The organism is Bradyrhizobium prioriisuperbiae, assembly GCF_032397745.1.
Taxonomy (GTDB): domain Bacteria; phylum Pseudomonadota; class Alphaproteobacteria; order Rhizobiales; family Xanthobacteraceae; genus Bradyrhizobium_A; species Bradyrhizobium_A prioriisuperbiae.
The window spans coordinates 4,746,646-4,764,493 of the sequence record NZ_CP135921.1 but is presented as its reverse complement, the minus strand read 5'-3'; the positions used below and the strand labels follow the sequence as shown (position 1 = coordinate 4,764,493).

16 protein-coding genes are annotated in these 17,848 nt (G+C 64.3%); 6 read left to right on the top strand and 10 right to left on the bottom strand.

Features of this window, described 5'->3' with window-relative positions; genetic code table 11:
• Positions 1 to 211: 211 nt before the first annotated feature.
• From RS897_RS22435 to RS897_RS22415, 5 genes are all read right to left on the bottom strand, one after another.
• A complete protein-coding gene (locus tag RS897_RS22435) occupies positions 212 to 985 on the bottom strand; it encodes an alpha/beta fold hydrolase (protein ID WP_315830917.1) in 774 nt (257 codons plus the stop codon).
• Positions 986 to 1,096: 111 nt separating this feature from the next.
• The gene (locus RS897_RS22430; protein WP_315830916.1) at positions 1,097 to 2,428 is read right to left on the bottom strand and encodes an MmgE/PrpD family protein; all 1,332 of its coding nucleotides are present in this window, start codon (positions 2,426 to 2,428) and stop codon (positions 1,097 to 1,099) included.
• 126 nt (positions 2,429 to 2,554) lie between these two features.
• Complete coding sequence (locus RS897_RS22425; protein ID WP_315830915.1) at positions 2,555 to 3,091, bottom strand: nucleoside 2-deoxyribosyltransferase; 537 nt, start codon at positions 3,089 to 3,091, stop codon at positions 2,555 to 2,557.
• On the bottom strand, positions 3,088 to 3,285 hold the full coding sequence (locus RS897_RS22420; protein WP_315830914.1) for a hypothetical protein: 198 nt from the start codon (positions 3,283 to 3,285) through the stop codon (positions 3,088 to 3,090). Before RS897_RS22420 ends, RS897_RS22425 begins: the two co-directional genes overlap by 4 nt.
• A 78-nt stretch (positions 3,286 to 3,363) precedes the next feature.
• A complete protein-coding gene (locus tag RS897_RS22415; RefSeq protein WP_315830913.1) occupies positions 3,364 to 3,864 on the bottom strand; it encodes an EF-hand domain-containing protein in 501 nt (166 codons plus the stop codon).
• A 298-nt stretch (positions 3,865 to 4,162) separates the two neighbouring features.
• Between RS897_RS22415 and RS897_RS22410 the strand changes: the two genes are divergently transcribed.
• The gene (locus RS897_RS22410) at positions 4,163 to 4,309 is read left to right on the top strand and encodes a hypothetical protein (RefSeq protein WP_315830912.1); all 147 of its coding nucleotides are present in this window, start codon (positions 4,163 to 4,165) and stop codon (positions 4,307 to 4,309) included.
• A 14-nt stretch (positions 4,310 to 4,323) separates the two neighbouring features.
• Positions 4,324 to 4,635, top strand: a complete 312-nt coding sequence (locus tag RS897_RS22405; protein WP_315830911.1) for a hypothetical protein — start codon at positions 4,324 to 4,326, stop codon at positions 4,633 to 4,635.
• A gap of 21 nt (positions 4,636 to 4,656) precedes the next feature.
• Here RS897_RS22405 and RS897_RS22400 read toward each other — a convergent pair whose 3' ends face one another.
• A complete protein-coding gene (locus tag RS897_RS22400; protein ID WP_315830910.1) occupies positions 4,657 to 5,067 on the bottom strand; it encodes a GNAT family N-acetyltransferase in 411 nt (136 codons plus the stop codon).
• 67 nt (positions 5,068 to 5,134) lie between these two features.
• On the bottom strand, positions 5,135 to 5,635 hold the full coding sequence (locus RS897_RS22395; RefSeq protein WP_315830909.1) for a cupin domain-containing protein: 501 nt from the start codon (positions 5,633 to 5,635) through the stop codon (positions 5,135 to 5,137).
• Positions 5,636 to 5,932: 297 nt separating this feature from the next.
• On the opposite strand from RS897_RS22395, the gene RS897_RS22390 reads away from it, so the two are divergent.
• The 3 genes from RS897_RS22390 (at position 5,933) to RS897_RS22380 (ending at position 11,402) form a co-directional block, all read left to right on the top strand.
• Complete coding sequence (locus RS897_RS22390) at positions 5,933 to 6,547, top strand: 3-keto-disaccharide hydrolase (protein ID WP_407654283.1); 615 nt, start codon at positions 5,933 to 5,935, stop codon at positions 6,545 to 6,547.
• Positions 6,548 to 6,713: 166 nt separating this feature from the next.
• Positions 6,714 to 7,940, top strand: coding sequence for an ABC transporter substrate-binding protein (locus tag RS897_RS22385; RefSeq protein WP_315830907.1), 1,227 nt, complete (start codon positions 6,714 to 6,716; stop codon positions 7,938 to 7,940).
• A gap of 327 nt (positions 7,941 to 8,267) precedes the next feature.
• On the top strand, positions 8,268 to 11,402 hold the full coding sequence (locus RS897_RS22380; RefSeq protein WP_315830906.1) for an ATP-binding protein: 3,135 nt from the start codon (positions 8,268 to 8,270) through the stop codon (positions 11,400 to 11,402).
• Between the two features lie 132 nt (positions 11,403 to 11,534).
• Here the strand turns inward: RS897_RS22380 and RS897_RS22375 are convergent, their stop codons facing one another.
• The 3 genes from RS897_RS22375 to RS897_RS22365 are packed head-to-tail and all read right to left on the bottom strand — an operon-like array spanning position 11,535 to position 16,592.
• Positions 11,535 to 13,091, bottom strand: coding sequence for a Dyp-type peroxidase (locus tag RS897_RS22375; RefSeq protein WP_315830905.1), 1,557 nt, complete (start codon positions 13,089 to 13,091; stop codon positions 11,535 to 11,537).
• A 49-nt stretch (positions 13,092 to 13,140) separates the two neighbouring features.
• Complete coding sequence (locus tag RS897_RS22370; protein ID WP_315830904.1) at positions 13,141 to 15,195, bottom strand: hypothetical protein; 2,055 nt, start codon at positions 15,193 to 15,195, stop codon at positions 13,141 to 13,143.
• Complete coding sequence (locus RS897_RS22365; protein WP_315830903.1) at positions 15,195 to 16,592, bottom strand: cytochrome P450; 1,398 nt, start codon at positions 16,590 to 16,592, stop codon at positions 15,195 to 15,197. Before RS897_RS22365 ends, RS897_RS22370 begins: the two co-directional genes overlap by 1 nt.
• Before the next feature lie 313 nt (positions 16,593 to 16,905).
• Between RS897_RS22365 and RS897_RS22360 the strand changes: the two genes are divergently transcribed.
• Positions 16,906 to 17,619 (top strand): Crp/Fnr family transcriptional regulator, encoded by a 714-nt coding sequence (locus RS897_RS22360; RefSeq protein WP_315830902.1) that lies wholly within the window; start codon positions 16,906 to 16,908, stop codon positions 17,617 to 17,619.
• Positions 17,620 to 17,848: the final 229 nt, after the last annotated feature.

Below are 17,848 nucleotides of genomic sequence, written 5' to 3'. Positions count from 1 at the left end.
ACGACAGGTGCCGACGATGGAATCACATATGTGATGTTGGAGGGCTCATCCTCGTGGCAAGGAGGCACTGTTGCGCGCTCACGCGGATCGACATCTTGAGGGCAAGTGTCTGGAGAGTAGCCCGGATGAGCGAAGCGACATCCGGGAGCTCATCTCACCTCACCCGGATGTCGCTTCGCTCATCCGGGCTACTGACAGTTACGCAGGTTCTTCAGAATGAGGAAACAAAGCTCTTGATCGCCTCATTGAACAACAGCGGCGCTTCGGCATTGATCGAATGTCCGCCCTCGAGATCAATGACCCCAAGTGACGGCAGCAGCTTTAAAGCCCGCTCGCGCAGCGGCTGAAACGGCCGCTCCCACACGCCGTTGATCAGCAGGCTCGGAACACGGATCTCGCCGAGACAATCGACCACCGACAGTTGCGGCGTGGTATAACGAAGCGCGTTGGCAACCGCAGCCGGCGATATCCGCGCGACATCGTCCAGCATCTCCTGCTTCACCTCCGGCGCGAATCGGGTGGCGAAGCGCGGATGAAAGCGCAGTGCTTCGATGGCGGGCCGGCCGTCGCGCTCCATGGCATCGGCGCGTACCAGTCGGTTGGTTTCGCTTTCCCGCTCACCCGGCGCCGACAGAGCGGAGAGCGAATTGGTGAAGACCTGGCCGATGACGTGTCGCGAATGCTGATGCGCATAACGGATCGTCAAGCCCGCGCCAAACGACTGGCCGCACACCAACCAGCGCTCGACGCCGAGGTCGCGCCGGATCTCGTCAAAGGCCGCAAGATAGCTCGCGACACGGTACATGTCTGGATTGTCCGGGGTCGGCGAGCGTCCATGGCCCCACAATTCAACAATGACCGGGCGGCAGAACGCCTTCAAGCCTTCGAGATTGGGCCGCCATTGCGCGCGACTGGAGAGAAAGCCGTGGACCAGCAGGAGATGTGGCCCGGTTCCGCCGGAAACCACTTCGACATAAGGTTTCATCAGTCAGGCGCTCGCACGATCGACGCTCTTCGGGGTGAGCATGATGTCCGCGCAAACGCTCCGCGTTTGCGCGAGGGAAAACCGGTAATCCACGTTTCCGGATCAGGTTCTCTATAACGCCATCAGGGCATGAATGTCCTCTGCGGATTCCAGACCCCTGATATTGCGCCGGAGCGTTTCCGCACGCTCCGCGCCGATCACGGGCACGGCAAGGCTGCGGAACTTGCTGGCGAGGCGCTCGCCCTGGCGATCGAGATCGCGGTCGGGGACGGCCACATCGAGGCTGGTTTCGGCAACGTCACCGGCGCGGGTCTTGATGACCACATGGGCATCGCGGCCTTGCGGCCGGTCGCCATGGACCGTCACCCGCTCCCTGACCGCGGTCAGCGTCGCATCGACGGCATTGTCATCCGAATAGGTACCGATTGCCGCGGTATCCACACCGCAGGCCGCGAGCGCCGCGGCGTGGCGCAGGCTGAACTTGCTCTCCAGGCCGGTGCGCGGCGACGGGATATTGCACACCGACAGATGGCCGGACGCGACATGGACATCGATGGCAGCAACATCCGGCCCGCTCAGCGACAACTGCCGGCGCAGCAGCTTGACGGCCTCGATGGCGGAGTGGGTGAGATAACACGCAGCGTGATACTTGAAGAGCGTCTCGATCACCAGACTGCCGGGAGGCGGCAGCGGCATGTCGACCGAGAGATCGCCGTCGCTTTGGGTGACGACAAATCCCTGCGCGGCCTCGAGCACACCGGGATTGGCGGTGAAGCCCCGCGCCGCGAGCCGGGCGGCGAGCACGCCGTTGGCAGCGGCGCGACCGGCGTGAAACGGTTTCGCCATCGTGCCGAACATAGATTTCAATCCGGCCGCCTGGGTTCCGGCAAGGCCGAGCGCGATCGCCATTTGGGCCTCATCGAGCTTCATCAGCAAGCCAGCCGCGGCGGCGGCGCCGAACGATCCGAGCGTGGCCGTGGAGTGGAAACCACGCTCATAATGCGACCGCATCACCAGCGATCCGATAGAACCGGCCGCCTCATAGCCGGCGATGAAGGCGCGCAGCACCTCCAGGCCCGAGCGCCCTTCCGCCTCGCCGACGGCAAGCGCCGCGGGCAGGATGGCCGCGGTCGGATGCCCGATCAGGGGATGGACGTCGTCATAGTCGAGCGCATGCGAGGTCGCGCCATTGATCAAGGCCGCATCGACCGGCGATCCGCGCAGGTCAAAGCCGACAATCGACGCGCCACCTCGCGCGCCGGTCGACAGCTCCTCGCGCAGGATACGCGCAACCGGCTCATCCGAACCGGCCAGCGTTACCCCGAACCAGTCCAGCATGCATTGTTTCGGGACAGTGAGCGCCGCCGCGTCGAGCCTGGCGTCGGAATAGCCGACAATATGGCGCGCGAGCCGCAACGTCAGGTTCGAGGGCAGGTCCGGCATGTGCGCTCCCGCATTTTTTGTATTGTTGGCGCGCAACGTCCCGCGGCGGCGACCGCCATGCAAGAGCACAGACCTGGAAAGCCCGCATCGATCATGGATGTGATGATTGCGGCGAACTGCCGTCGCTCAGCGTGGTGCCTGCTTCAGGAAATCGGCGCAGGCCGCGGCTGCCTCGGCCGCCGTCGCAAACGTGCGTCGCACCGACGTCGCGATCATGAGGTTTTCGCTTAAGCCGAAATCCTCAATCGCGAAGTTGTCGGCGTCGTAGATCACGCCGCCACGATTTACCGATGTTGCGTTGACCGTGCGCTCCAGCAGCGTGTGCCCGTCCGGCGTCCAGGCGAACACCGGCTTGCCGAGCGCCACCGCAAAGCCGATTTCATAAGCCGTGCCGGGATCCATGTTCGGCCCGCGAAACGGCGTGAGCTCCGCCAGCACCGCATCGGCCCGGCGGATCATGTCTTCATTGGCGCGACGGATGTGATCCGCCTGCCGCGCCTTGTCGGCCTCCGGCGCGATGTCGTTATCCATCGGCCATAGCGGCACAAGGCCGTGTTGCCGGCACAACTGCTTGAGCACTGTCGCGAATTCGGCCACATCGCTGCGAAACACGCCGGGGCCGGCCAGATAGACTTGAGGAAGAAGGATCTGGGGATCCGTCACGACTTCTTCGCCAGCAGATCGTCGCGCGCCTTGCTCAGTCGCTCCAGTTCGTCGGTCTGCTGGGCGATGCGGTCGGCAACCAGTGTTTCGTTCTGGCTGCCGGACGCCGCGGCCGCCTGTTCGACCAGTTGGCGGATGTTGTCGCGGATGATGGCGATGCGATCGTCGAGTTCAGACAGCGAGCCGATGCCCATAGTTGTGCTCCATCGTCCGCCGGCGCCATGGCCGGACGGATCGAGAGCGATGATACCGGCAGACGCGGTCCGCCACAGCTAGAATCTGGAGCCGCCGCCCATTCCGCCCCCCATACCGCCGCCACCGCGCTTGCCCTTGCCGGCCGGCGTCTCCTTGGGCGCGACACCCCTGAGTTCCTCCGCGGTCACGCGGCAGTCGCCGTTACGGTCGTAACGCATGATGAAGGGGCTTGGCTTGTCGACGAACTCCTTGCGGCTGACCTTGCCATCGCCATTGTCATCGAAATAGCCGAGCTCCGCATCCGCGAGCGAGGGATCGGTCTTGCGGATGACGGAAAACTCGGCCGCGCTGAGAAAGCCGTCGCGATTGCGGTCGGCCACGGTAAAGATCTGGTCAGCGAATTTCTTCCATTCGTCGCAGGTGTAGACGCCGTCATGGTTGGCGTCCCAGATCAGCGGGCCGTTTTTCAGGGGATCGGCCTGTTTCGATTCGTCGCGGCCAGGCGCCTGCGCATGGGCTGCGAAGGACATCATGCTCAGGAGCGCGCCGACAATGGCAGGGACGATCAATTTGACCATGTCAGGATGTCTCTTGGGGTGGCCAATCGGATTTGCCAGATGACATTATCGTGTGGCCCGGACCATGGAGATTAAGTTTCCGCAATCCCCGCTAGAACCGTTCCGAACCAATTCCCTCAATCAATCGTGAATATTTCGCGATATTGCCGATCCCTGCTGGTTTTGTTATCGCCGATGACAAAATGTGGCGACCTTCCGCCGCACGCTCCCAGGGATTTGCCCAGCGCGGCCGGGCGCGGTAGTTTCAACCGGTTCGACGAACGAGAGAGACCCCAGAGAGACCCTCCAGAGAAATCCCATGGAAGACCGCTCGTTCTTCATCACCCTGATCTTGCTGATGCTGGCGCTCGCCGCCGGTGAGGTCGCTTATGGCATCTACGGACCGTTTTCCGCCGACGCCCCCCACGAGATGCACGAATTCAGCAGCCGCAATCGGCTGCGATGAGACAGGACGACGACATGACGCCAGGACGACAGATGATGCGGATCGTGGCCGGCCTGTGCGTGATCGCCACGGTGTTCGCCCTGGTGACGACCGCCGATGCACGGCCGCGCACCCGACTCAAGGTGCAGCGCTGGCAGGGCTATGGCTTCCTGCCGGGCGTGCGTTCGCAGGAGCGGATCGAATGGGAACGCGACCAGGCCCGCCGCCGCGACCCCTTCAACGTCTATTACGGCTACCCCGGCTACTATCGCGGACGCTGGAACGGCGGTGGCTTCGGGCCGTGCTGGACCTATACGCCGATCGGACCGCATTATAACTGCGGTTAGAGAGGATCCGTCGACCGCAGCCTATGGGCGTGTCCAGAGATAACGGGCGTCGGGCTCCCGCTCTTCGTTGCCCGCGCCGTCCGTCATTTCCACCAACGCAAAGCCTCTCGCCTCATAGAAACGCCGCGCGGGCGCGTTGCACTGGAACGTCCAGAGTTGCAACCGGTCGAACGCCCGTTGCGCGATGCCCAGCAGCGCCAAACCAATGCCGCGACCTTGAGCGTCCGGCAACACGTAGAGCTGATCGATCCAGCCGTCGCGAAACGCGATGATCCCGGTCATCGCGGCATCGTCGAACGCTCCCCAGACCTCGCAGTTCGCGAAGACACGCTCCCGAAAGAACCAACGATCTTCCTCCGGGGTGTGCAGGTCGGCCAGGCACGGGAGCGCCGCATTGAACGCGACACGGTGAACCACGGCGGCTGGCTCCATATCCGTCAGGTCAAGCTGCCTCAGCCCGAAATGGAATCCGTCTGCCATCAACAGATCGCTCGCGCTGCTACTTCGCTTCCTCGACCGCTGTCGACGACCCCGGCCCCTCGCCCATGATCAGCAGCACGGCGTCCTCATCCTTGGCGCCGTCCCAGTGCACTTGTTTGCCGAAGTGGGTGACGAAGCTGCCGGCCGGCATCGCGACCGTGCCGTTGTCGGGATCGAACTTGTTGCCCGTGCCGACATACCAGGTGCCTTTCAGCACGGTGATGAAACGATCGTTGGGATGGAAATGCGGCCGGCTGAAGTGATTGCCCTTGGTCCATTTGGTCATCACCGCATAGAAGCCCGGTTTGGAGGGGTCACCGACGAGCACCGCATTCTGCGACCCGCGCGCGTCGGGCTTGCTCCAGGGAATCTGGTCCGGCAGCTTGATGGCGATCGCGGCCGGATTGAGTTCGGCGGCGATGCTGGAAGCGCCCGATACACCAAGCACTATGGCAACGAGGCCGGCGAGAAGGCCGTCTTGCAGACATTTGCGGATGGATGAGATCGACCGAGCAGTCATGATAGTCTCCCATAACACTCTTTTGGTGAGAGCTTGACGCCACGATAGCACGGCCGAAGCAGAAGCCGAGCGCATCCCACGCTCCGTCGCGAACACGTGACGACGCCGGCGCATCATCAATGCTGCAGTTGCTAACTAATCCCTGGATGGAAAAAGATTTCGTCGAGACAGCTTTCCACCGGAGCTACCAATTGCCGGGGACGGCTGATATCGTCCCGCGCCGTCGAACAAGAGCGCGTCGTGCGTACGCGCATCGAGGTCGCTGATACGCGCATCAAAAAACAGAGGGAGTGCGTGATGAATCGTCTGGTCGTTTTGGGGATGGGGTCGCTGCTGCTGGGTACGGTCACCGTGTTCGGTGCCCTGAATTTCACCGCGCCTGCGATCGCGCAGTCGGACGGATGGATCACCGTGGTGGACGGCAAGGAGGTCGGCGAGTGGGACAAGCTCGGCGTCGCCAACTGGCGCATCGCCGACGGCGCGCTGGTCGCCGACAGCAAGGAAGGCAAGGATCCGACCTACATCATCACCAAGAAGTCCTACAAGGATTTCCAGATCAAGGCCGAGTTCTGGGCCGACGAAGAGGCCAACAGCGGCATCTTCATCCGCTGCTCCGACATCAAGAAGGTCGATTCCGACACCTGTTACGAAGTGAACATCTTCGACAAGCGGCCGAAGCCCGAATACGGCACCGGCGCGATCGTCGATGTCGGCAAGGTGGACCCGATGCCGAAGGCCGCCGGCAAGTGGAACACCTATGACATCACCGCCCAGGGTTCGCATCTCGTCGTGATCTTCAACGGCGTCAAGACCGTGGATGCCAACAACTCCCGGCTGACCGAAGGCCCGTTCGCGCTGCAGTACGCCTCCGGCGTGATCAAATTCCGCAAGGTGCAGATCAAGCCGCTTTAACGTATTCCTCTCCGCGGAAATAACCAACGCCGGTCGCACCATGCGGCCGGCGTTACCGCGTCATGATCGACGTGCGGCGTGATTTCGTCGCACGGGTGTAGCTCCCGGACAGGCAATCGATTAGCCTCGATGCCAACAACATAAAACATGTCAGGGGAGACGACCGATGAGCAAACGCACCATCAACCGACGATTCTTCATCGCGACGGCAGCAGCGTCCGTCGCACTCGGCGGATCGATCCGGCGCGCCTCCGCCGCGGGCAAATACGACGCCGGCGCGAGCGACACCGAAATCAAGATCGGCCAGACCATTCCGCACTCCGGACCGGGCTCGCTCTATGGCGTGCTGGGGCGCACCGGCTCGGCCTATTTCGACATGCTCAACGAGAAAGGCGGCATCAATGGCCGCAAGATCACCTTCCTGACCATGGACGACGCCTACAGCGCGCCCAAGTGCGTCGAGGCGACACGACGGCTGGTCGAGCAGGACGAAGTGCTCGCGCTCTATGGTTCGCTCGGCACCGCGCCACAGACCGCGGTCCACAAATACCTCAACGGCAAGGGCGTGCCGCAGCTGCTGCTCAACACCGGCGCCTCGAAATGGAACGATCCGAAGACCTACAAATGGACCACCGCCGGCCTGCCACTGTATCCGACCGAGGCGCGCATCCTGGCGCGGCACGTGTTGAACGTGAAGCCGAACGCCAACGTCGGCATCCTCTACCAGAACGACGATTTCGGCCGCGACTTCCTGGGGCCGTTCAAGAAGGTACTGGCGGACGCAGGCGGCAACGCCAAGGTGATCATGGAGACGACGTACGATCTCACCGATCCGACCATCGACTCCCAGCTGATCAACCTGTCGAAATCGGGCGCCGACGTATTCTACAACATCACCACTGGCAAGGCGACGTCGCAGTCGATCCGCAAGGTTGCCGAACTCGGCTGGAAGCCGCTGCACCTACTCTCGGCGGGCTCGACCGGCCGCTCGATCCTCAACGCCGCCGGACTGGAGAATGCAGCAGGCATCGCGGCCATCAGCTACATCAAGGACATCGGCGCGCCACGCTGGGCCAGTGATCCCGACGTGATGGCGTTCGAGGCGCTGCGCAAGAAATCCCTCCCCACTATCGATCCCGACAACAGCATCGCGTTCGCCGGCTACGGCCAGGCAGCGACCATGGCGGAAATCCTGCGCCGCTGCGGCAACGAGCTGACCCGCGCCAATGTGATGCAGCAGGCCGCGACGCTGGGAGGCTTCCATGCGCCGCATTTCCTCGACGGCGTCACCTACAGCTACAAGCCCGACGACTACACCTCGATCGGGACGCTCTATATCCAGATCTTCAACGGCAAGGACTGGGACATTTCCGACAAGCCGGTGAGCGAGTAGCGCCCGGCCTCGCGCAAAAGGCATCGAGCAGCCAGATCGCCGGAAGCATGGACCCTCCGGGCGGCCTGCGTTAATTTTAGGCTGCAGCCCCCGCGCAACCTGCAGTTACATGCGGCTCCCCGAGACAGCCTGCGGTCTCGCGACCGGCGGCTTTGCAAATTGTCGCGCCAAAGCGGCGCGCTGGTGACCCTTTTAGCATGACATCCGCCATGCTATCGTGTGCACTGCGCAAAGGTCGGGGCTTTTCAAGGTTGGGGCTGCCGAGGGACATAGGGCAGCGGAGTGGCTGGCGGCATCACAATTCCATGCGTTCATTGCGGCTTCGCAATGGGACCCGCCGTAAGCTTTTGCGGCGGATGCGGGCGGCCGAAAACGCTACCGAGCGCATTCGGCCATCATGCCCAGACCTTCCTGCAATCCAGCGTTCCCCCGGCCCTCGCCAAACATATCCAGCGCTCCGGTAATGCCATCCTCGGTGAACGCAAGCACGTCACCGTCGTCTTCGCCGACATCCTCGAATCCACCCAGTTGATCGACCAGCTCGATCCGGAGGAAGCCCTCGGCGTACTGGCTCCCCTGCTGCGACTGCTGATGGACGCGGTGCATCAGCACGAGGGCTTCGTCAACCAGACGCTGGGCGACGGCATCATGGCGCTGTTCGGCGCCCCGATCGCGAGCGAAGATCATGCCGTGCAGGCCTGCCGCGCGGCGCTGGCGATGCGCGCGGCGGTCGACAATCACAACCGCACCACCGGCGCCAATGTCGCCATCCGCATCGGCATCAATTCCGGCCAGGTCGTCATCCATTCGATCGGCAGCAATCTCGCGATGAATTATGACGCGGTCGGCAAGACCGTGCATCTCGCCGCGCGGATGGAGGAGATCGCGCCGCGCAACACCATCGTGCTGTCGGCGGACACCCACGGCCTGGCCGAGGGCTTCATCAAGGCGGTCAAACGCGGCCCTACCAGGGTCAAGGGCATCTCGGAAGCGATCGACACCTATGAGCTGACCGAGCTGCGCCTGCGCACGCGCTGGCAGGTGCGCTCGGCGCGCGGCCTCAGCCTGCTGGTCGGCCGCAACGAGGAATTGCGCAGCCTGACCGACGCGATGACCCGCGCCGCAAGCGGCAAGGGCCAGGCCCTGCTGATCTCCGGCGAGGCCGGCCAGGGCAAATCGCGCCTGGTGCACGACTTCATCCGGCACTTGTCGTCGGACTGGATCGTGCTGGAAACCGCATGCGCGCCCCAGCGGGTGACATCGAGCTATTATCCGGTCACCACCGTGATCCGAACCATGTTCAACATCGGTCCCGACGACACGCCGGAACGCATCATCGCCCGCGCCCCGGTGGTGCTCAACCGCTTCGGCCCCGACGCGATGGCGTTTCTGCCCGCGGTGCTGTCGCTGCTCGACATCGACAGTGACGATCCAGACTGGAAGAAACTCGACCCAACCCAGCGGCGGGCCGGAATCATCGACGCCGTTCGGGGACTGGTGCTGCGTCAGGAGCGGCTGACGCCGGTGGTGATGCTGGTCGAGGACGTGCACTGGATGGACGTCGAATCCCGGCTGGTCCTGCACGCCATGGTGGCCGCGCTGCGGCGCGCACGGATTCTGCTGATCGCCACCCAGCGTCCGGATGCCAAGCCGATCGATCGCGGTCTCAGCCGCGTCGACCTCGGCCCACTGGAGATGGAGGCCTCGCACCAGTTACTCGACTGGCTGATGGGCAAGGATGCCAGCCTGAACGCGATCAAGCGGACCATCCTGGCGCAGGCCCAGGGCAATCCGCTGTTCCTCGAAGAGCTGGTCCAGGCGCTGAAGGACAAGAAGGTGCTCGACGGCCAGCCGGGCAATTATCGCTTCGCTTCGCCGACCACCCGCATCGACATTCCGCCGACCATCGCCTCGGTGCTGGCGGCGCGTATCGATCTGCTGGACGGGCTGCCGAAAACCCTGCTGCAGACCTCGGCGGTGATCGGCAGCGACGTGTCGATCACGCTTTTGTCCGGCATGGTCGGTGTCGAGCCCAAGGCGCTGGCGGGCGAACTCGATACGCTCGAGCACGGCGACTTCCTCCGCCGCAACAAAGTAACGGCCGCGGCGGAATACTCCTTCAAACACGAGCTGACGCGCGAAGTGGCCTATAATACCATGCTGCTGGGCTTGCGCCGCTCGCTGCACGCCAAGGCCGTCGAGATCATCGAAACCCGGTTCAGCGATCGCCTCGACGAGCACATTGACCGCCTCGCCGACCACGCCTTCCTCGCCGAGCTCTGGCAGAAGGCCGTCCCCTATCAATTGCGCAGCTGCCGCCGCGCGCTGAAGCGCGGCGCCTATCACGGCGCCGTCACCATTTTCGAGCGGGCGCTGGAAACGCTGTCGCGCTGGCTGCCCTCGCCGGACAAGACCCGGGCCGAACTGGATTTCCGGCTCACCGCCGTGATCGCGCTGGAGCCGCTGGGACAGCACCGCCGCATCGCCGACGTGCTGCGCGAGGCGCAGCGCCTCGCCTATGCCTCCAACGATGCGCTGCGCATCACCGCCGTCAACATCCAGCTCGCGATCGCGCTGTGGCGGCTGGGCGAGCATGAGGCCGCCATGACCGCGGCGACGGATGCGAGCGCAATCGCCGAGCATATCAAGGTGCCGACGCTGAGCTTCGGCGCAACCTTCGTCATCGGCATCGTGCACCACGAGATCGGCAACTTCGCCAAAGCGCTGGAGATTCACGAGCAGTGCCTGCAGTCCTGGACGCCGGAGATCGACCAGAAGCGCGCCGGCTGGGCGGCTTACCCCAGTGTCATGGTGCGGGCCTTCATTGCCGCTTCGCTGATCGAGCTCGGTGAATTGGAGCGCGCCAGCGCCATGGCCGAGGACGCACGCCTGCGCGCCGAAGTCACCAAGGACGCTTATTCCCGCGCCACCATCAACCACGTGCTCGGCCGGCTGCTCACGGTGCTGGGCCGGCCCACTGAAGCCCTCGTGCTGCTGCAGCAGACCTGGGACGAATGCCTCGAGCGCGAAATGGTGCAGATGTATCCGACGCTCGCCGCGCGCATGGCCGAAGCGCATCTGGCGGCAGGCGATATCGATGCGGCGATCGAGATCACCGCCGCTCCCGAAAAGCTCGACGTGCCGCTGGCGGAGCACAGCTGGGGCTGGCGCTATCTGTTCGTGGCGCAGGGCCGTGCGCTGCTGGCCGCCGGCCGCATCGCCGACGCGCTGGCGGCGGCGGAGCTGGCGCTCGCTCTGGCGCAAGAACGCGGTGAACCGCCGCAACAGGCCAATGCGCTGATCCTGCTCGGCGACATCGCCGCCATCACCGAGCCCACGGCCGCCGACGAGCATTACCGCCCCGCCTATGAGCTCGCCGAACGCTGCGGCATGAAGCTGGTGATGCAGCGCTGCCGCGAGGCGCAGGCCAAGCTGCCGGCGCAGCACGCCCGCGTCGGGTAGCGCGTGCTCCCATCGTCCTGCCCAGGTTCCGCTGCGTCATCGCGCGCGTCTTCGATGCCGTGGCGCCGGGCCGGACACCGGCTTCCTCGACCGGAGCGCCGACTTCCGGACCACCATGATGGGAGGGAAGACTTACGAAGCCCGGCGCGTCTCGACGCCGGAGTCCGCTCCCATGGCGCCGAGCCTGCGCACCGCGGCGATGCCCGGCAGGAAGAAATAGCCGCCGCCGCGCACGCGCACGAACGGCTTCGGCCGCTCCAGCACGATGTTGGTCGGCTGGCGCTGGATCACGATGGCGCCGCCGTCGGCTGCTGAATGTCCGATCGGATCGGTGCCCACATAGAGATCACCGAAGTGGCGGTTGTTCAGCCAGGAATGCTGGATCATCTCGAACTGGCCGGCGATATCGGCATTGAGACACACAAACAGGATGCCGCGTTTGCCCTTGTCGCTGGCCGGCTTGGCCGGATCGAACCTGTCGCCATACATGCGGCTGCGCCGGATGATGCGATGCATCTTCGACAACCGCAGCGCCGTGTCGGGATCCGGTCCCTTGGTGTCACGCGGATTGGCGCGCCGGATGTGCGATCCGATCGGGCATTTCATGCCGAAACGATCCTGGTGATAAAACAGGAAATCGTTGCCGGACTTGTGTTTCGCCAGCGGATCCTGGTCGTTCCGCGAGTTGATCGCCGGACAGGCCAGCGCCTCGCCGCTGGTGCTGCGTCCGACCAGCCGGGACGCGACCCACTCCTTCTTCTCCTCGGCATCCTCGCTGCCGTGCAACAGGCCGGCGGCTTTTGCAACGAAATCGTTGAAGCCAGGGACATCCTGCTCGAGCTGCCGCAGCACCAGATAACTGCCGTTGCGCCGCAGGTCCGCCGGATCACTGCCCACGGCATGCATCCGCCGCTCGTTCTTGTAGCCGAACAGGAATTCGCCGGGCTTGACGAAGTGGATGCGCTTGTCTTCCGCGGTGTATTCACCGCGGCGGTGTGACCGCGGCGAGCCCTCGATCACCGGCTGCGAAATGCCATCGGTGTAGCCGAAATGCTCCTTGCGATCCTCGTAGATCCGCCCCTGCAGCAGCCGCGGATCGCCACCGCCGGGCGACGCGACGATGATGGGCTCGGCGGCCTCCGCCATCGCCTTGATTTCGTCGTCGACCAGCGACCGCAGCGCCTCGGTGTCGGCGGCGAACAGCATCAGCAGCCCGTCGAGCTCACCATTCGCCCAGCCGCCCCACTCCCACGATGCGGGCGAGCTCTCGCCGAGGTCGCCGAGCGCGTTGGTCCGCCGCGGGGTCTCTCCGAGTTGATCCGGCTTCGGCGCCATGCCCTCGAGAAATTCGACGGAAAAACTCTTCAGCGTGTTGTCGCCGACCTCGAGCTGCTCCAGCCCGCGCGCCGTCAGCGCCAGGTTGATGGCCCGCAGATCACGCTGTCCGGCATGCTTCAGCGTATTGATGCTGATCGACGGCACGGTGGATTCCAGTCCTCCTTCGACGTCGCCCGCGCGCATCAGCCGTCCGGCGAGCCCGCCGAGCCACTGCCGGGCCGCCGCGACGCGCTGCGGCCGGAAGCGCCACAGCACAAAGGCGGAATATGGCAGACGCGGATATCCGCTCAGCACAACTCCCTGGACGTCGTCCCATTCCACTTTTTCCATCGCGACCCGGTCTCTCTTCATGGTACGGCGCGCTCGCGCGCCAAAACGGATTGATTTTACGAACGGCGGGCTACAGCCGCTGAAACACGGTATCGATCTCGCAGGACGTCAGTTCGCGGCTGAGCGCCTGCCGCAGATCGGTGTTGGCGTTGACGTTGACGACGCTCAGCGTCGGATAGGCGCTGTACCAGGCCAGCGTCTCGATCTGGCTCTGCCGCACATAGGCCTTGAACGGCTGCTCGGCCTGGGCGCCCTGCCAGAACAGCAGGTCTGTCGCGGGAAAGCCGAATCGCCGGCCGGCGGCGTGGACGAAGGTATTGGTCCAGATCGCGTTCAGCCCCTTGACCGCCGCGAGGTCGATGAACTCGTTGAGATAGCTTTCCCAGGCGCCACCGAAATTATCGAGAAACAGCAGCCGGCGGCCGCGATCGATCAGGACCCAGCGCGCCGACATGATGGTCGGAATGCCGCCGAGCTCGCCACGGTTGAACCAGAACCGCGCCAGCAAATTGACGGCGGCAAGCGCCAGCCAGACCAGCAGCCAGCGCACCAGACCGGGCTTCACATAGGTGATGCTCGCCAGATGATTCTGGAAAGTGTTGATGCCGCCTTCCTCGCGGGCATATTTGCGCGCGTTGATCTGCGCCCGCTCGATCAGGCCGGACGGATCGGCAAAGCTGCGCTTGTCGCGCCATTCCAGCACCCAGATCACGCCGAACAGCAGCAGCGCGGCGGCATAACCGGCAAGGGTCCCGAGCACGACATAGAACAGGCCCTTGAAGCCCAGCCATATCAGTGCACGCAGGGTTTGCGCACCCTCATGACTGAGCGCCAGCCACGCCGTCTGCCGCACCACGATCAACAGGCCGATCGCGCAGGTCAGCACCATTGCAAGCTGGATGATATCGAGCAGCGCCCGGCGCGACCGCTCCCGGCGCAGCCCGAACGGTTTGAGCTCGACCGCGAGACGCAGTGTGTTCGCCCAGTGTTGCAGGGCAAACAACACCACCCCACATATCAACAACGTCAGCGCTATCACCAGCACGGCGACAAGGTCCGGTTCGTACGACGGCGAACGATTCTCCAGGCCCGAGACGATCACACGGAGCACGGAGCCCGCCATGAACAGAACCAGTGCATAACGAAACACCACGGCCAACTGGAACGGAAAGCGCAGAATGAACGATTGATCCCTCGGATTCCGAGTGAGATCGCTCAGGAACAATTCGAGGCCGCGAACGATCACCCAGATGACCGTGCCGCCGATCAAACCGGGCAGCGCCGGCTGCAGCGCATCGATGAAGCCCCCCATCCACGGCAGCACGGCCCCGATGGCACGGGCGATGCCGACGCCGGTCTGGCCGGCGGCATCGACGCCCCCGGTGATGTCGTCATAGAGCGAATTCGGACGCAACGCGGGCATCAAACGTCCGACCAGCGCACCGATCGCCCACGCCAGCAAGGCAATGACGGCGGTCGCCACCCAGGCCGTTGCATCGCGCGCAGTCACCTCCCACGGCAATTGCGCAGGCTCGGCGGCCCAGCGATTCTCCGGGCGGCCGCGAATGAACTCGTCGCGAATGCTGTCGAAGAAGCCCACCAGCCGCCCCGGCAGGGCCTGCGCCGCGCGCCAGCGATCGCCGAGGAAGGTCACGATCCCCGAATGGATCGCATTCTCGTCGCGGACCTGCGCCGCGGAGCGGCCGGGATAGCCGGAAAAGAAGGTGTTTGCGCCGACATCGTAGCGCTCCAGATATTCCCGGATCAGCTCGGGCGCGGTGGTCTCGGGCGACACAAGCCCGAGCGCCGGATATCCGATGCAATGCTTGTACAGCTCGTGCAGGCCGTCCGGCGCGACGCGCAGCAGCTCGCGCAGGAAATCCGCGCGCGCGCCGTCGAAGGTGGCTTCGAACACCAGGCTCGGCCCGAAGTTCGCCTCGGCATCGAGAATGACGAAGCTGCAGAAATGCAGCGTCTTGATCCGGTCGAACTGAAACAACGGCTTGCACTGCAGCCGTCCCTGGGCAAAGTCGGGGTTCGGATCGGCATTGGCGCGCAGATATTGCCGGCACGTTTCCACATGGTTGGGATCGAGCGGCGTGATGATGGTGGCGACATTGGACACTATGCGGCACTCCTCGCGCCCGGCGCTGTAAACGTCACCGTCAGCGAGCGCGGGGCCACACCGACATATTTGATGCTGCCGGCCGATCCGGGCGCGCGCGCGAGCCCCGGCAGTTGCACCACGCAACGGATGATCTCGATCAGCGCGGATTCGGCGACGTAGCGGCCGAAGCACTCGCGCAGGCCGTATCCGAACAGCAGATAGACGTCGTCTGGCCTGCCGGCACGGAATTCACTGGGCGATTCGACCGTCTCCGGATCGAGCATTGCGCCGAGCGCGGCGAGAATGACATGCGAGCCACCAGGCACGACGCGCGCACGCTTTGTGCCGGCGGCGACCACGGTGTCGCGCGGACATGTGCGCACCATCATCGGCAGCATCGGCCGCTGGCGGAGCGCTTCATAGATCAGTTGCCGCAGTTGCGCGGTCAGCTTGGGATCGCCAGGCGCCTGATCGAGCTGCGCTGCCACCACTTTTGCCTGCTGCAATCCTTCCGGATGCTCCAGCAACTGGTCGATCGCATGAGCGGCGGCGCGCACGATGGTCGCTCCGCCTGTTGACATCAGGCCGGAGAGATAGCGGCGGACCCAGTCCTCGCCGAACCACGGCGGCAGCTTGCTGTCGCCGAGCTTGCGCACAAGGCGGGTCAGCAAGTCGTCGGGCAGGCTGGCGTCGCCCTGCGCGATGGCGGCCTTGCGCTCCGCAATCCGCGCCAGGATGGCTTTGGTCACCCCGGCGATATACTCGCGCGAACTCGCCCACGGCTGCGAATTGACCGGCGGCTGAAGCAGGACGAGGCCGGACAGATCAGCCATCGCGTCCGCCATGCGATGCGCGCTGCCCCCGAGCGGCGGCACGCCGAAATAGTCCGCCGCGATGCGCACCGCCACCGGCTCGGCGATCCCCGCGATCACGTCGATCCGCCCGCTGGCGAGGTCGGCCTGCTTGCGGCACTCATCCGCGGCGATCGCGTGCAACGTCCGCACGTCGGCGGCCGGATTGACCACGCTCTGCAGCATGGCGCGCTCCAGCGCATGCTGTTCGCGCCAGTCGATCGTCATCATGAATTGCCCCCACGGCATCCCCGGCTCGATCGATTCGCCGAGCAGGAAATCGTCGAACCGGCTCATCACCTCGCGGATGTCGTCCGCCTTGGTCACCCACAGCGTGTTCCCGATCAGCGCCAGCGGCCGCATCCGCCGCAGCACGGCGAAGAACAGCTTGAACAGCAGCATGTGGTTCATCAGGTAGCAGAAGATGCGATAGCCCGCGATCTGGCCCCGCAGCTTCAGCCGCTTCCAGAACCAGGTGTCCGGCTCCGTCGACGGCTGTGTGGACGCGCCGCCATTGAAAGTCAGGTCGGCCTTCACCGCCGGCTCGGAAACGTTGGTCTGCATGATGCTGTCCTCACGATGTCGTCCCGGCACGCATGGCGGCGGGGTTTGATTCCCGATCCGGGACGAAGCGACGCAAGCGGGCCGACGCGCCATCGCGGCGCGCGACGCCCTTTTCGAGCCGCTGTTTCGAGGCTAGTGTCCCGTCGATGCAATTATTTTTCACTTGGTACTTCTGGCACTTTACTCGGCAATTGTTTGTAGTTCCCGCGTGATTTGGGTTCAAAGCCGGCGGTAGGGACCGGCTTCCACGCGAGACATCATCAGGCGCATTATAATCAGGCCCATTACGGTCAGACCCATTACGATCAGGCATATGGCGAAAGACACCACCCGACTGGACGACAAGGTCGCTTTTCTCAGCGCGCACCCGATCTTTCGCGACATCGACCGCGAGGCGCTGGCGCACCTCTGCCAATACGCCAAAACCCGCAAATTCCGCAAAGGCGCGATGGTCCTTGCCAAGGGTGACCCCGGCGACCGGCTGCTGGCGGTGATGAGCGGCACCGTCAAGATCGGCACATCCGCCGCCAGCGGCCGCAGCACCATCTTCAACCTGGTCAGCGCCGGTGAATTGTTCGGCGAAATCGCCTTTCTCGACGGCTCGCCACGGACGGCAGATGCGGTTGCCAACACCGCCTGCGAAATCCTGAGTTTCGACAAGCGCGATTTCCTGCCCTTCATGCAGAGCCAGCCGCTGCTGCTGATGAAGTTCATCGAACTGTTGTGCCAGCGGCTGCGCTGGGTCAGCGAGCATGTCGAGCAGATCGGCCTGCCCGACCTGCAGACCCGCCTGGCCAAAACCCTGATCCGGCTTGGCGAGCGCGATCCGGCGACCGCCAAAAGCGACAAGGTCGCCGTGACCCAGCAGGAACTCAGCGAAATGATCGGAATGTCGCGGGAGAGCATCAACCGGCAGCTTCGGGCCTGGGTGGCGCGGGGCTGGGTCAAGCTCGGCCATGGCGCCATTGTGGTGCTGGACATGACCCCGCTCAGGGTAATTGCCGCCGAAGACGAGCCGGAAACCTAAAAGACACGGGCCTGAAAACCGCCGAAAACGCCGCTTGGCCGGCACGCCGCGGCCACGCGGGTGCGCGGGGATGACCCCACGGCCCGCGGAGCACCAAATCGGCATCCTGAAAGTCGACATCCTGGTTGTCCGGATCATATTTCAGCCCCGCGGATTGCCCGTCCCCGCTCGAAATACCCTAGCCCGACGAGTCTCTTAGCAAATGTGAGCCAGCTCACATTTGGGAATC